Source organism: Leptospira interrogans (assembly GCF_900156205.1).
GTDB lineage: Bacteria > Spirochaetota > Leptospiria > Leptospirales > Leptospiraceae > Leptospira > Leptospira interrogans.
In genome coordinates this window covers 146,491-161,742 of record NZ_FTNA01000002.1, presented here as the reverse complement: position 1 = coordinate 161,742, position 15,252 = coordinate 146,491, and the positions used below count along the sequence as shown (strand labels likewise).

Here is a 15,252-nt window from a genome sequence, read left to right as displayed (position 1 = left end):
AACTTTATGTTTTCTAAGTTTCAAAATCGAACCGAAAAAATCGAACCCACTTTTGTTTTAGACATTTTAGAAAAAAGAATATTTGAATTTTGTAAACTTCCAAACGGAAAGTTTTTGAAAGGAAAAAAATTTGAAATTAAATTTTATCCTTACTCTAATTTAGGAAGTTCGATTCGAGTTTCTTCCGAAAAATTAGAATTTAAAATTCATTCTTCTTATTTAAGTTCTGAACTGGAAAATTTAGAAGCGGTTATCGATTTACTTTTATTTAAATTATTAAAATATCCTATTCCGGATCAATTGGAAGAGACAATCCGGAAGTTTTACGAAAATTATACTGATCAAAAAATAAGCTCGGATAGAAATCGGAAACGAGTTCAACTGTCTTCTTCTCAGAACAAAAAACTGAGAGACATTTTAGAAAAACTCAATGATTCTTATTGGAAGATAGATCTTTCTAATTTGGAAATTTTTTGGGGAAAATATAGATCTACCACAAGACTTGGACACTACGATCCAACACATAATATGATCGTAATCAATCCCATTTTATCCGCCCAATCTGTTCCGGATTTCGTTTTAGAATACATAGTATTTCATGAATTACTACACGTTTACTTTCCGGTTGTCAGAAAAAAAGGCAGAAACATTATCCATGGAAAAGAATTCAAAGAATTAGAAAAAAAGTTTTTGCATTATAGACAAGCAAACTTTTGGCTTAAATCTAAACATTTTAGAAAAATGATTTTGCATTGAAGTTTTTTGAATTTTCTGATTTTATTATATTCTAAAAAAGAGGTAAACGATGCATCCAAAAGTATTCGAAACTCTATATATTCGTAAAAATTACGTGGACGAAGAATTGAGAAAATATTTAAAAGAAGTACAAGGTTTAAACTATCGTTCTTTGAATGACTATGACCGTGGAGTTTACGACGGTTACGTGCAAGCTATTACTGAAATTTTAAAAAAGATAGAAAGAAAATTTTCACAGGCGGGATGATTTGTTTCGAATTTTAGTTTTAGGTTCCGGTGCTATCGCCGGTCTATACGCCGGTAAACTTGTACAAGCGGGTTGTAAGGTTGATTTTTGGGTTCGAAAAAATTCTTACGAATTAAAAAGAAATGGCTTTCAAATTGAAAGCGTTCCTTGGGGAAATTTTCATTATAAGGTAGAAAAGATTTTTGAAAGTATTCCCAAAAACTTAAAAGAATACGATCTGATTTTAAATTGTTTAAAATGTCTTCCTGATATTAACCTGAAAAAAATTCTAGGGGAAAAAATCCCTCCGAATCTACCAATTTTACTTTTACAAAATGGAATTGGTATCGAAGAACCGGTTTCTATTCTTTATCCCGAAAATGAAATTTTAAGCGGACTTGCTTTTGTATGTGCCAATCGGCTTGATGCTGGAAAAATTCTTCATTTAGATTATGGAGAATTGACGATTGGATCTTGGAACAGAAATCCTTCTTTTATCTGTGATCAATTAGTAAATCTTTTTAATAGCGTGGGAGTTCCCACACAAAATACAAATACAATCCGTCAAGCTTGTTGGAAAAAACTGATGTGGAACGCGCCCTTCAATCCTATCAGTGTTCTTTGTGGCGGTAAAAATACTTTAGAAATTTTAGAAAACCCACATAGTTGTAAACTCGTAATTGAAATTATGAAAGAGGTACAGACCCTTTCTAAATTAGACGGAGCGGAAGTTCCTTCAACTCAGATAGATATTTTTTTACAGATGACAAAAACGATGAAACCTTATAAAACTAGTATGCTTTTAGATTTTGAAGCGTAGGCCTATGGAAATTGAAGCAATTCTTGGAAATACAATTCGGATTGCTGAAAAAAATAATTTAGAAATTCCGCATATTCAAACTATCAACTCTCTTTTGAATTTATACGAAAGCTAATTTATAGTTTTTAGTGATTCTATCCTATTGAATATAAAATTTTTATCGCAAAGCTCTGTTTCGGCGCAAAATATCTGGAACTTTAATTATTGATATTACTACTCGGATGCATAAATAGAATAAGGTTAGATTGTTTCAAAAATTTAAATGTTTTGTATTTTGGCTTTCCTCTAAAATGCTGCAAATCCCGAATTTACGGCATTTTTTAAATGCAGCTATTTTTTTCGCAAATTCTACCGTTAATAGCTTGTCACTATTTTTATGCGTGCAAGTAGTAAGCTACAGCTACAGGAGTTTTTATAAAATCTAAAAAGATTATCTTCTAATTAAATTCTACATTTGATATATTAGAATATATAACTTTTTTAATTTTAATTAATTAGTTTTTTGATTCCTTTTTCTAATCCATCCAAAGAAAGAAAATACATAGGAACCTGATTTCCAATTTCCTGGATTGTAGGCGCATCCCAATACTTTATAGGTTCTGGATTTAACCAAATTGAATCCCTAAAATGTCTTCGAATTTTTTTTAAAGAATCTAGACCAGATTCAGGATTTTCAGGAAGTCTAAAGTTCATCCGAAATCGACTATGATAATATCCGTATGTAGAATCTAACAATTCATACGGGGCCATATACGCATCCCCAATCAGAATCAACTTTGTATCTTCACTATGTTTTTTAAACATCCTTTGTAGAGAGATTGGAGTTCTCATATTTGCCTTGGGGTATACCGCGTCATATATTATATTATGAAAGTAATAATAATGAAATTCTTTGAAGTGATTGATTTGATGACTTGCCGAAAAGAGTTTATTGACTCTTTCTGCGTGAGAAGTCATACTTCCTCCAGTGTCCATCAATAATAAAACTTTCAACCCATTCTTCCTGGAACGTTCAAATTCGATCTGTATATCTCCCGCATTTTTACAAGTAGAGTCGATTGTTTTGGGAAGATGAAATTCCGAAACCCCTTCCTTTCTTAGATTTCTTAACTTTTTGAGAGCGGTTTTGATCTGACGAATGTCCAATTGTTCATCGGTTCTATATTCTCTATAACGTCTTTCTAATGCTTGAAAAATAGCAGAACGATTGCCCGCCTCCCCATCTATTCTAACCCCCTCTGGATTTTTTCCTCCATGTCCAAATGGAGAAGACCCACCCGTTCCTACCCACTTATTTCCTCCGTGATGTTCTCCTTTTTGTTCTTCGAGCCTTTTTTTTAATTCTTCCAAAAGTTGATCTGGAGGAATTAAAGAAGGGGGAAGTTTATTAGGATTATCGAATATTTCATTTAACCAGTTAAATAGTTCTTGTTTGAGTTCCGGTTTTAAAGCGCCCCTTTCTCCAAATATTTCGGAGAATACTAAATCAAATGCGTCAAAATATTTTATATCTTTTACCATACAAGCTCTGGAAAATCGATAGAGTTCATTTAAACCGATCCACGCTTTTTTATGAGTTGTATAGTAATCAATGAACTTTAGAAAATCTAAAAATTCTCCCGTAGTAACAGGAATTCCTTCCGCTTTGAGTCTGTAAAAAAACTGGATAAACATTTTAGTTTCTGAACAACCTCAGATCCTCCTCGTTTTTGATAAGCGCTCCTAAAAATGGAATTCGAACTTCTTCTTTTAAAACTGCTCCTTGGTGTACTAAAATTTGTATCCAATCTAAAAGTTCGCTTGTTCCTGGTTTTTTCTTGAGATCGTCCATTCTACGAATGAGATAAAACATTTCTAAGGCTTTGATTAATAGAGTATGCCCTATACCGGGAAAATGGGAAACTATGATCTTTTTCATAAATTCTGGATCTGGAAATTCTATATAATGAAAAATGCATCTTCTTAAAAATGCTGCAGGCAATTCTTTTTCGTTATTAGAAGTGATAATTGTCAAAGGGCGATGTTGTGCTTGAATTCGTTTGGAAATCTCAGGAATATAAAATTCCATTCGATCTAATTCTAAAAGTAGATCGTTCGGAAATTCTATGTCCGCTTTGTCAATCTCATCTATAAGTACAATCGACTTTTGATTTAATTGAAATGCTTCTCCTAACGCGCCAAGTCGTATGTAATTTTCTATATTTTTTACTTTTTCGGAATCTTCTGAAAAACGAGAATCGTTAAGTCTAGAAACTGCATCATAAAAATACAAACCTTCTTTGGCTTGGGTGATGGATTTGATGTGCCATGTATAAAGAGGTAGTTTTCTTTGATCTGCTAAATATTCTGCTAAGAGAGATTTTCCAGTTCCTGGCTCTCCTTTTAATAGTAGAGGACGAGAAGTCACTTCGGCAAGTAGGATTGCCTCTTCTAATGCAGGAGATAAAAGATACGTTTCAGTTGATAGTTTCATAAGAATTCCAATATTGATTTTAACCGGAAGCTGGTTTGCTGCAAGATAAAAACTATCTCACTTCAAAAACGACACTGTCTATGATTTTTCCGTTTTGATCTTGTAAAGAAAGTATGTGAAATCCTTTTTCCGGTTTCCAAAATACTTCTTTTTCTTTTGCTTCTTGAATTGACTTTCCGTCTAAAATCCATTTAAATCCAGAATCAAATTGAGAAGCATAAAAATGTAATTTCTGTCTTCCTTCTGGTATATCCGGATCGAGAGCATAAATGGTTTCGTTTCCAGGAATTAAAATTTTAGGAATCTTTGACAATTCTGTAAGTTGACGAGCTGGAGGAATATAAGAATTCTTTAAAGTTAGATTGTTTGACTGTTCTTCTCTTTCTTGAAGTAGATTGATGACTGTATTCCAAATTGGGGCGGCCCCGGTAACTCCACTTACGTCCCACATCGGTTTGCCGTTCATGTTTCCTACCCAAACCCCTACTGTATACTTTTTAGAATACCCTATACACCAATTGTCTCTCATATCTTGAGAAGTTCCAGTTTTAACCGCAGTAAAAAATCTTGTACTAAGATAGTTGTTTAATCCAAAAGATAAGGAGCGGTATTCTCGATCAGATAAAATTTCGCTTAACGTGTCTGCAGATTTTTTAGTATAAACCCGATTCCAAAAATTTCCTTCTTTAAAATTTTCTTGAACTGTACGTTTGGCTTCGAATGGAAAAAAGGTTGGTTTTGAACTGATTCCCCCATTTGCAAGAGTTCTATAGGCATTCGTTAATTCAAAAAGAGTAACATCTGCGGTCCCTAAAGCCAGAGAAGATCCGTAAAAATCAGCTCTCTTTAGACCATTTAAGCCTAGTTCTTTTAATTTATCTACAAAATCTGGAACATTCACAAGATCTAATACTCGAATTGCTGGTATATTCAAAGAGGATGCCAAAGCATATTTGGCCTGTACATTTCCATGATATGTATCGCTATAATTTGAAGGTTTATAAATTCCGGAAACCGCATTCCATTCTGCAGGACTGTCTTCTAAAATAGAATTTGGTTTTAATATTTCTTTTTCAAACGCAAGTCCATATAAAAAAGGTTTTAAAGTAGAACCTGCTTGTCGTTTTGACTGGATCGCGTCCACATAAAAGGAGTTACTATCTTCTAAATTTCCTATATAAGCTAAGACGGCCCCAGATATATTATCTAAAACTAAAATTCCAGTTTCTGAGACGTTTTGTTTTTTTAATCCGTATAAATTATTTTTTGCAATTTCTGTAATTTTCCATTGAAGATCAAAATCGATTGTCGTTTTAATTTTTCCGTCTATAGAAAAAATTTCCGGATTTTCTCTGAAAATTTTCAGTGCGACGTGATATGCAATTCCTTCGGTGGAAGGTAAATTGTTTATTTTGGAAGTGGCTTTTTTTGCTACACTTTCAAAATAATCGCAGAGTTCTTCTTTTTGGATTTTTTTTGCTAAAATACAACTTCGTTTTGCTAGTACTTTATAACTCGCTCCAGGATAGGGCAGCATTGCAACTAATAGAATAGACTCTGTGTCGCTTAACGTAGAAGGTTCCTTTTGAAAGAGGCCACGGCTCGCGGCTCTAAGCCCTCTCAGTTCTCCTCTAAATTGTGTTAGGTTCAAATACGCGGTAAGAATTTCATTTTTAGTCCAGGTTTTTTCTATTTTTTGAGCAGTTCGCATTTGCTCCCATTTGTCAAAAATGTTTCTTTGTCCCGGTTTCGTTCCTAAAAAAATTCCAGCGAGTTGCATAGAAAGAGTACTTGCACCCCGTCTTGAATTTCCAAAAAGTCGGTCCTTAATAGAACCTAAAATTGCAATCCGATCTACTCCTGAATGTTCAAAAAAACGTTTGTCTTCTTGTAAAAATAAGGCGAGTAGAAAAGTTTCTGGAATTTCTCCTTCTTCCGTCCAAGAAAGTTTTCTTTCTCTAACATTCCATCGTATGGTTTGTAAAATTCTTCCGTGATGATCTAAAATTACTCCGTCGGATGGCCGGTACGAATTTCTAATTTCTTTATAAGAAGGAATTTCTGTATTTTTTTCTTCTTCTGAAAAAAGTAAATTTGTATATAAGAATATACTCAATAACCATAAAATCAATCGTATCATTTTAGGCATAATTCTTATTTTAATAAAAGTTCTTTGAATCATTTCTGAATTTTAAAAACTCTATTTGCTCAAGAACCATATAGAAGAGTATCTAAAATTTATTATCAAAGTGATGTTTTCTGATGAAAATTGATGATACTCAATTTTATAGGATCAAGCGAACTATCACATTTTTATTTTAAAAAAATAGTGTTCAATCTAAAACCTATTCCTTGGTGATCATTTGATCCGAATTTGGTAATTCTGCAAATTGATCCGGAAGATACATCGCTTCTACCCTAGTAGGAGGTAATATAAATTTTCCAGTTTGGTTAATTCGATATACGTATTCTAAAGTCACAGACCCTGCGGGTAAATATTCAAAGTATGCGGTATAACCTTCCCATTTTCTTTCTATAAAAGTAGGAGATGACCACCAATTTTCTTCTTTTGTCAATTCCGATCCAGAACGAGAATCGTTTCCAAGTCCGGAGCCTAAAATACTTGCTCCCGCAGGAATTGGATCTCTGACTGCAATCCAAGATAGATCAGATTCGGTATAAATTTTTAAACGTACACGAACAATATCTCCTTCTTGAAAACTGGTCTTTTTATTTCCGGATTCATTTAGAATTTCTTTTTCCAATCTCATTCCACTTTCTAGTTTTTCTTTTAAAGGAAGTGCGGCCTTTGTATGAATTACAACGTACGGTTTTCCGTTTCCATTCTGAACGAATTCTAAATTTTGAGCGTTATGCGGCATTGGAAGCGTGAGTTTATTAGGTTCTTTTTGATTTTTCCATTCCAATGTATTTGAATTGTTTTCTAAAGTAACCACAGTAGTTCCTTCTACAGAATCTTTTTCAAATTGTTTTGAATAAGATTGGAAGGCTAAAATTCCGAGCGCGTTTGCGGGAGTAATATCCCAATGTCCTTTGAATTGTCTAGAAATTGCTCCTCGAATTAAACGAGGAAGATCTTCCTTCCAATTTGGATCTTTTACAACCGAAAGAATAATTCTCATTACGGTAGAATCGTTGGAAGATAAAAGCCACCAAAGGCCAGTTTCATCTACAAAATTGTAAGAAGTTCCTTGGACTCTGAATCTAGATTTTAGAAGTATATCTAATTGAGAAATTTGATTTTTATATATTCTAGATTTTGAATATATATTTCTCAAACTGATTAGAATATCTGTAGGAAGAATTTTGGGATCGACTTGAATGCTACGAATTACATCGTCTCCTACCGTTTGAAAACGAGATAGCGCGTCGAGCACGATAATTTTTTTCAGTAGAAAATCAGTATTAGAGATATAACTATTTCTGTAGATCAATCCGTTGGTATAACGATTCAAAGCTTCTAAAAGCGTATTCTGGATTTCTTCTGGAATTTTTTTATCAGATTCCGAAGAAAGAATCAATACGTAGCTGGTTAGTATTTCGCTTCCATACAAAGACATAGGAAAAAATTTTAAAAGTCCATCTCCGTCCAAATAGGTGTTTAATTGATTCATGATTTGATCCCAATCTTTTTCGGATGAAATTGCTTTGGAAAGTTTTTGTTCCAGACAAGAGTAAGGATAACGATTCATATATTCTTTTGAAGAAAGAATCGCTCCACCCGTAAGAGAGGATTTTAGACTGACTTCTATTTGTCCGCTTCCGGCAATTGCTTCTTGATTTTCTTGGATTGGAAGGCTAAGTTTACCATCTTCTAATCTTCTAAAAGTAGACTGTAAAACTCTGACAGGAATTGATTCCCCAACTTTTTGACGAAAACGAACCGAATCTGTAAAAGTTCCATTGGTTTCTTTGGTTTGAAACTCGTATACAATTTCTTCTTTTTGAATAGGGATTGATAAGTTCCAATAGACGTTTGTAGATTCCCCCGCTTTTAATTGAATATTCTTAGTTTCTAATTTAAGATCTGGTGATGTTCTCGGACTAATCTCTAATTCTAAATTTCTTTCGGTAGTATTTTTAAGAGAAATTCCACTTAGAATTTCGTCTTTTTCTCTGGCAAAAGGAGCAATGGAAGGATAGATGAGTACATCTTTTGTAGTTCGTATCTGTGTAGAACCAGAACCAAATTTATCTTTTCCTGAATGGACGATTGCAACTATTTTAAAAGAAGTTAATGAATCGTTTAAAGGGATTTCTACTTCTAAAAATCCGTTTTCATCCGGTTTTAAATCCGGTTTCCAAAAAAGAAGAGTGTCAAACAATTCTCTGGTAGTAGCTCCACCACCTCCTCCTCCTGGAGGTAGGCTTTTTAATCCGAAATGTCTTCTTCCTACAACATGAAGTTGTGCCGTGGAAGTTTGTACTGAATTTCCACGTTGATTCATCATTGCCTTGAGTAGATCCCACGTATTGTTAGATTTTAATTCTAAAAGACCTTGATCAACAGCGGCTAACGTTATTTTAGAATTTTTCTTTACTTGTATGGAAGGATGATCGATCTGAATTTTTACTTTTGCTTTTTGTCTTGTTCCATAAACAGTTTTATCCGTTTCTATACGAACCGGAACTTCAAATGGTTTCCAACCGACTCGAATCTGTGCCATACCTAATCGAAAAGATGGTTTCGCCAAATCAACGAGCGCGGTTTCTTTTGGACTATCTACCCTTCCTCTAACTGCCAAAACTGAAACAAATACGTTAGGCGCAAAAGAACTTTCGATCGGAACTTCAATGACAGGTTCTTTACCACTTAAATTTCTAATATAAGAATTTAGAATTCCTTCTCTTTCTACAGTAACAAGAGCGGTTGCTTCTCGAAAAGGCATTCTTACTTGAAATTTTGCTTTTTCACCGGTTTGGTATTCTTTTTTTTCTGGTATAAGATCCATACGATCGTGATCGCTCGCGGCAAACCAAATATCGTCTTTTCCAGTAATCCAAACTGAGGAATTTGCCTTTATTTCTTCTCCGGAAAGAGAGGCCTCAAAATAAATTTCGCCTGTTGTTTTTAAAGAACCATTACAATAGAATAATCCTTTTGAGTTTGTTTTACCGGAACAAAACTCGCCTAACTCTTTTACTTCGGACTTATGTTCGTAACTATAAAAACCACCTACTAGACGTTTTCGGTTAGAATAGTATTTTTTAGTAAACGCAGTTACGTTTACTTTTTTTCCTTCTATTGGAGTTCCTTTTAAATCTAAAACGGCAACTTTTAATTTTACCGAATCTTGAACCGCAGCCCAACCTTCGGAGGTAATTCCAATATGATACTGAGAAGGATAAATTGGAAAAGATCTATAAACGCTTTGAATTTCGCCGTTTGGATCTCTATACTCTAGTTCGGTTTCTAATTTTTGAGTTGTATCGGATTCTGGAATTGATCGAACCGTACTTTCAAAAAAACCTTTTTCATCCAGTGTAAGCTGGGTTTTCGTAAAACCGGTGTTAGACTCTTCGCTGATTTCTTCTTGATTCACCTTGCCGTTGCTAAACGAAAATTCAGAATAATCCGGAAAATACGCGCCACTTTCTAAAGTAACTCTGGTCCTTAAAAGAACCGGAAGTTTACCGGCTCCTCCTCCAGAAAGATAACGAACGCTTCCAGTAATTCCAAGTTTAGACGGATTAATATTAGAACCGGAGATTTGTATTTCTGCTTTCATCAGAGGAACCCTAAATTCTTCTACTCTGAATTCTCCGATGGAACCCTCTCCTGGTAATAAAATTTGATAAGTTCCTAGGTTAGCTTCTTTTGGAATTTTAAATTGAAAAGAACTGGTACCTTCTCCATTCCACTTTAAAGAAATGGAATATTCTTTATTACTTCCAGAATGGACTAATTTCGCAAACGCAGGATATTCATTTTGACTTGGAATTTCAAATCCAAAAGATTTTTTAATTCTAGAAACAAGTTTTATAGATGCGATTTCTCCGGCGCGAAACAAGGTTCTATCTAAAATAGGATGAAATACTACGTTTTCATTTCCGTAATCTCCCGAAGGTAGATTAAATCTCCAATTTTCAATTCCGTTTTGCCAGCCAGTATGTGTGAATGTAAAATCGTCTTCAAAAGAGGCGGTCAAAAACAAACCATTTTCGTAGGATTTCCACGAACAATGTGGAATTTTATTTTTACTTAAAATCCCTTTGGTTATAAGTGTTCCGGAAGGTCCGGTTTTACCTGTAAAAATCTTTTCATTCTTACAATTAAAAATCTGTATGTCTGCGTTAGGCACTGGTTTGGAATCGTTTAGTTTTGTAACCCAAACCAAGGAGGATTCGCTCCCCCATTTAAAGTGAAGCGCAAGATTAGTTACCAAGACGGCAGTCCTAACGTAAAAAGGTTGATTGATTCCTAATAAAGAATTTCCTAATACATCTGATTTCATTTCCACTACATGAAAACCAGATTTTTTTAAAGGAATTCCAACTACTTCAAAACGACGAGCGCCGTGATTGCTTTGAAGTTTTATATCATTGGTTGTAGGCTGATTTTGAGAAGGATCAAAGATGGATTTATTAGAATCTAAGTTTTCTATCGTTTTGAGATAACGAAGAATTTCTGCGATTTCTCCGGATCCTAAAATCAATTCTTTTCCAGTGAATTGTTTAGGTGGATTTGATTTTTCTTTTTCTTCTTTTCCGATTGCCCAATTTAAAATTTCTTTTCCTTTTTCTTTTAACTTATCGAATTGTTCTTTGAGTTTGTCTTGTGTGTCTGGACTCGTTTTTACTTGATAGAGACGAACTGGATTCTCCGCTTCTAAATTTCGGATTGTAACTGGAAGAACCGCTTCTGGAAATCTTTCTAAAATTCCAAACGTAGAAGCAAACTTTAAAAGAGGAGGATAATCATCCGTAAATACCGTGAGAGGAAAAGAAGATTGGTTGGAAAGAGTTCTTCCAGAATCATCTTTGATACCAGGAGGCAAAAGAATTTGAAACTTAGACTTAGGGGAAAGAGGAACTGGAAAACTTACGTCGTATTGGTGGTCTCCATTTTCGGAAAAAACTTTTACAGGAATCGTCTTTCCATCGTTTGTCTGAAGTTGGATTTTTTTAAGAATTTCTACCGATACGGGAGAATTAAATCTTAAAGTTAAGGGTAAAGAAGGAATACAAGCCGCCTTTGCGTTTACACGATCACAACTAAATTCTGCTCTAAATGCTTGTCTTACTGAATATTCAATTTTTCTTGTAGAACTTCTAGGAACTCCGGATTTAGATTTTAAACCTTTTTCTAAAACGAGATAAACTTTTTGACCGCTTGGAAATTTCTGATCCGGTTTGATTAAAATCATACGATCTGTTTTTTGGATGGTTCTGACTTTTAAAATTTCTTTTTCTACAGAATCTTTTACATAACTAAAACCTATTTTATCTTTAAGACCTTCCACCACAAAGTAGATGTGATCGTTTGCAGAAGAGCGATCTATATCTGTATCCAAATTTAAAATAAAAATTTGATCTTCGTCTATATATACACCTTCATAAGGAAAGGTATGATTTTCTTCGATCTCAGGACCTCCAGTAAAAAAGGAAAACTTTTCTCCTTCATTTAAAAAATTTCCAGCAACAGACTTTATCTTTTTAGTTTCAAATGTACATTCAATTCCGCCTGGAAGTAATTCCGGAAATTCAAGAACCCAATTTTTATCGTCTACCCAACGTTGTGTGCCTTGTAAAGGACAACGGATCTCAAAAGGAAACAAGGAAAATTTAGGATTTCCGAGAGGAATCATCGATTCGGAAAAACGAGCTCTGATTTGAGAGGGTTTTTTAACTTCTCCAGTTGGAGAAAATTCTATTTTTATCTGTGCGTTCAGTGTGGAAAATGCAAAAAAGAAAAGAAGACTACCACAGACAAAAGCATTTTTTTTTACGAGTTGATTCCAAATATAAAATATAAAAAAATTAACTTTTTGAAAAAAGTAAAAATTGTTTTTCAAAGAGTCGATTTTTATAGATCGTAATTTTAGATAAAACGAAATTGAACTTCGGGATAAGATAAAAGTGAATGAATTTAATAATAAAATCAATTTAGTTTGAAAAAGATGGTTCAAAGGGTTTCTCCCGAGAAGAAAGATATAATTCAGAAATAAAACACTAAACCTAAAGAGGAGGCAAGCGAAAACTTTAACCGGCTATACTTGCCTCACGAATTAAAATATCCGGAATCTTAATCGAAGAATAAGAATCGTTGTATTCATTGGAAATTCCATCAATCCTAAACAGTAGATCAAAAAAATTCAGATTCATAGTGATATTATCTACTGGATGAACTGGATTCCCATTTTTATAATAAATTCCTTGAACCCCGATGGAAATTTCTCCGGATACAGCGCTACAACCGGAACCACCTTCTAATTTTAAAATATAAATACATTCGGGAACACTTTTTAATAATTCTTCCAAAGTTTGATTTCCCTTTGGGACCACATAATTGTTAAACGAAGTACCCACCCTTCCACCATAAGAACGAACCGCGTTACCGGTAGGAGAGACACCAGCCTTTTTAGCAGATTCTAAATTGTATAAATAGGTTTTTAGAATTCCGTTTTCGATAATTGCTTTTTTTCTGGTCAAAACTCCTTCCGCGTCTAAGAGTCTGGAACCTGGATAGTCACTAATATGTGGATCGCAAAACACATTCCAATTTTGTGATGCGATTTGAGAACCTACTTTTCCATCTAGTCTAGAAAGACCTTTTTGAACGCTATCTGCGGAAAATGGAGAAGAAAACATTCCAAAAATTTGAGGACTAATACGGTTAGAAAGTAGAATTGGATAAGAACCACTTTTTACTGGTTTTGCGCCTAACAGGGCTAAAGAACGTTCTGTAGCAGTAGACACAATGAGCTCTGGGTTTATTTTATCCAGATCTAAACCGGAACGAGTGTAACCTCCCATTTTTTTGGTCTTACCGTCTGTTGCGACTAACGCAACACCCGCAGAAACTAGGTTCGATTTTTCACTATGATAAAGATCATTCGAGTTTGCTAATATAAATCGACTCCAGGTTTTTCCCGCATATGAATAGGGAACGTTTTCAATTTTACCACCTACTGACCAAGCCAAATCGTCTAACTTCTCTCCAGTAGATCTCAGCCATTCAAAACCTAAGGATTCTAAAGATTCCTCATAAGAACGAATTTCTATTTTAGGAAGTTCAGTAGGACCAGGTAAATCAATATCAAGAGGATCTGAAATTTTAGACTGAGAAATTGCGTCTTCTACCATTTGAGACAAAGCTTCTTCTGATAGTTTTTCGCTGTAGGAATATCCAGGTTTTCCAGACCTGATCAAACGAATTCCGATCCCTCTGGAATTGGAAAGTTCAGTATTGCTGACCCTTTTTCTAAAAAGTTCAATTCCTACATCTTTAGACTCGGAAGCAACTAAATCAAAACCGTCTAAACCTTTCTTTTTACAAACGTCTAACACGTATTCTACGGAATGTTCCAGATTCATGAACGACCTCCTACCAGAATCTCGTCCACTTTTAAAGAAGGTTGCCCCACCGTAACCGGAACAGAACCGGAAGCCGCACCACACATTCCAGCTGCTAGTTCTAAATCTTTTCCTACCATACTAATCTTTGGAAGAATTTCGTCTCCTTTTCCAATCAGAGTGGCTCCACGGACCGGCTCCGCTATCTTTCCGTTTCGGATAACGTATCCCTCTTCCACAGAAAAATTAAATTCTCCCGTAGACGGATTGACTGAACCTCCTCCCATTTTTTTGGCGAAAAGTCCGTAATCAATCCCAGATAACATAGAATCGAAAGAGTCTTTACCTGCAGCGATATAAGTGTTTCTCATTCTGGAAACGGGAGCATACATATAACTTTCTCTTCTTGCACTTCCTGTTTTTTCAACTCCTACTTCTTGAGCGCCTACTCGATCGGAGAGATAATTTTTTAGGATTCCATTTTCAATTAAAATGGTTTTTTGAGGAGCAGTACCTTCGTCGTCTACGTTGATACTTCCCCAAGAATCTGGAATGGTGCCGTCATCGATTGCGGTTAAACAGGACTGTGCGATTCTTTTTCCGAGTTTATCTACAAAGGGAGAAGACTTTTTACGAATTGCTTCCGTTTCCAAGGGATGACCACATGCTTCGTGAAAGATAACCCCTCCGAAGCCGTTTCCCATCACTACAGGCATTTTTTTTCCTTCGATGTAACCTGCGGATAACATTAAAAGAGATCTTTCCGCCGCTGTTTTAGAAAATTGTTCTACTGGAAGATCTCTGAAAAATTCAAAACCTTTTTGGGCTCCCGGATTTTCGGACGCAACAAAACGTTCTCCTTCCTTTTCGGCGGTAACGTTGATACTAAAACGACTTCGAACTCTTAAATCTTCTAAAGATAAACCTTCCGAATTGTAGATTCCAATTCGCGAAACCGAGTCAAACGCAGAAACGCCGACTTGTACAATATTAGAAGAAACGTTTCTAGCCGTTTTATCAGCTTTATATAAAATGTCTAACTTTTGATCTGGGGAAATTTTTCTAGGGTCTATGAGATTCGTAGAAAAAGAAGGAATTTTTAAGTCTCCTTTTAAAACTAAAGTTTGACTTTTTTCTTTTGTGGCACTTCTGGAATCTGCTAAAATATCTATTAGAGAAATCAAATGTTCTAAATCTTCATTATTTGTATGTGCGTATAAAACATCCGTTCCATAGATCAATCTAATTCCAATTCCATAATCGATTCCGGCAAAACTTTGTTCTATTTTCCGATCTCTTAAACTTACGGAAGAAGATCTTGTTTCTTCTTCAAAAATTTCCACAAAATCGGCCTTTCTAGAAAGGCCGGCTTCTAAAATCAGTTGAGCTTTATTTATATTCATTCTATTTTTTTAGACTTAGAAACACTTTCAAAGTCCA

The 15,252-nt window shown here is 34.7% G+C and carries 8 protein-coding genes and 1 pseudogene; 3 read left to right on the top strand and 6 right to left on the bottom strand.

Annotation, left to right across the window (positions count from 1 at the left end):
- Positions 1-6 precede the first annotated feature (6 nt).
- The 3 genes and pseudogenes from BW942_RS02300 (at position 7) to BW942_RS02290 (ending at position 1,917) form a co-directional block, all read left to right on the top strand.
- Positions 7-756, top strand: a complete 750-nt coding sequence (locus tag BW942_RS02300) for a SprT-like domain-containing protein (protein WP_000491603.1) — start codon at positions 7-9, stop codon at positions 754-756.
- 49 nt (positions 757-805) lie between these two features.
- Entirely contained in the window at positions 806-1,003 is a 198-nt protein-coding gene (locus tag BW942_RS02295) for a hypothetical protein (RefSeq protein WP_000553425.1), read from the top strand.
- Between the two features lies 1 nt (position 1,004).
- A pseudogene (locus tag BW942_RS02290) lies at positions 1,005-1,917 on the top strand (ketopantoate reductase family protein).
- Positions 1,918-2,288: 371 nt separating this feature from the next.
- Here BW942_RS02290 and BW942_RS02280 read toward each other — a convergent pair.
- The 6 genes from BW942_RS02280 to BW942_RS02255 all read right to left on the bottom strand — a co-directional run bounded on the left by BW942_RS02280 (position 2,289) and on the right by BW942_RS02255 (position 15,215).
- Complete coding sequence (locus BW942_RS02280; protein ID WP_000470536.1) at positions 2,289-3,476, bottom strand: hypothetical protein; 1,188 nt, start codon at positions 3,474-3,476, stop codon at positions 2,289-2,291.
- A 1-nt stretch (position 3,477) separates the two neighbouring features.
- A complete protein-coding gene (locus BW942_RS02275; RefSeq protein ID WP_000778163.1) occupies positions 3,478-4,275 on the bottom strand; it encodes an AAA family ATPase in 798 nt (265 codons plus the stop codon).
- 52 nt (positions 4,276-4,327) lie between these two features.
- Positions 4,328-6,415 (bottom strand): penicillin-binding protein 1C, encoded by a 2,088-nt coding sequence (gene pbpC / locus BW942_RS02270; protein WP_002145395.1) that lies wholly within the window; start codon positions 6,413-6,415, stop codon positions 4,328-4,330.
- Positions 6,416-6,620: 205 nt separating this feature from the next.
- On the bottom strand, positions 6,621-12,425 hold the full coding sequence (locus BW942_RS02265; RefSeq protein WP_001015936.1) for an alpha-2-macroglobulin family protein: 5,805 nt from the start codon (positions 12,423-12,425) through the stop codon (positions 6,621-6,623).
- Positions 12,426-12,498: 73 nt separating this feature from the next.
- Positions 12,499-13,833, bottom strand: a complete 1,335-nt coding sequence (locus BW942_RS02260) for a TldD/PmbA family protein (RefSeq protein WP_001047263.1) — start codon at positions 13,831-13,833, stop codon at positions 12,499-12,501.
- Positions 13,830-15,215, bottom strand: a complete 1,386-nt coding sequence (locus BW942_RS02255) for a TldD/PmbA family protein (RefSeq protein ID WP_001024549.1) — start codon at positions 15,213-15,215, stop codon at positions 13,830-13,832. The genes BW942_RS02260 and BW942_RS02255 overlap by 4 nt, the downstream gene beginning before the upstream one ends.
- Positions 15,216-15,252 lie beyond the last annotated feature (37 nt).

What these genes read in the sequence shown, in the direction of transcription:
- BW942_RS02255 (WP_001024549.1), bottom strand. Translation starts at nt 15,215, where the DNA reads ATGAATATAAATAAAGCTCAACTGATTTTAGAAGCCGGCCTTTCTAGA.
- BW942_RS02295 (WP_000553425.1), top strand. Translation starts at nt 806, where the DNA reads ATGCATCCAAAAGTATTCGAAACTCTATATATTCGTAAAAATTACGTG.
- BW942_RS02275 (WP_000778163.1), bottom strand. Translation starts at nt 4,275, where the DNA reads ATGAAACTATCAACTGAAACGTATCTTTTATCTCCTGCATTAGAAGAG.
- BW942_RS02300 (WP_000491603.1), top strand. Translation starts at nt 7, where the DNA reads ATGTTTTCTAAGTTTCAAAATCGAACCGAAAAAATCGAACCCACTTTT.
- BW942_RS02280 (WP_000470536.1), bottom strand. Translation starts at nt 3,476, where the DNA reads ATGTTTATCCAGTTTTTTTACAGACTCAAAGCGGAAGGAATTCCTGTT.
- BW942_RS02260 (WP_001047263.1), bottom strand. Translation starts at nt 13,833, where the DNA reads ATGAATCTGGAACATTCCGTAGAATACGTGTTAGACGTTTGTAAAAAG.
- pbpC (WP_002145395.1), bottom strand. Translation starts at nt 6,415, where the DNA reads ATGATACGATTGATTTTATGGTTATTGAGTATATTCTTATATACAAAT.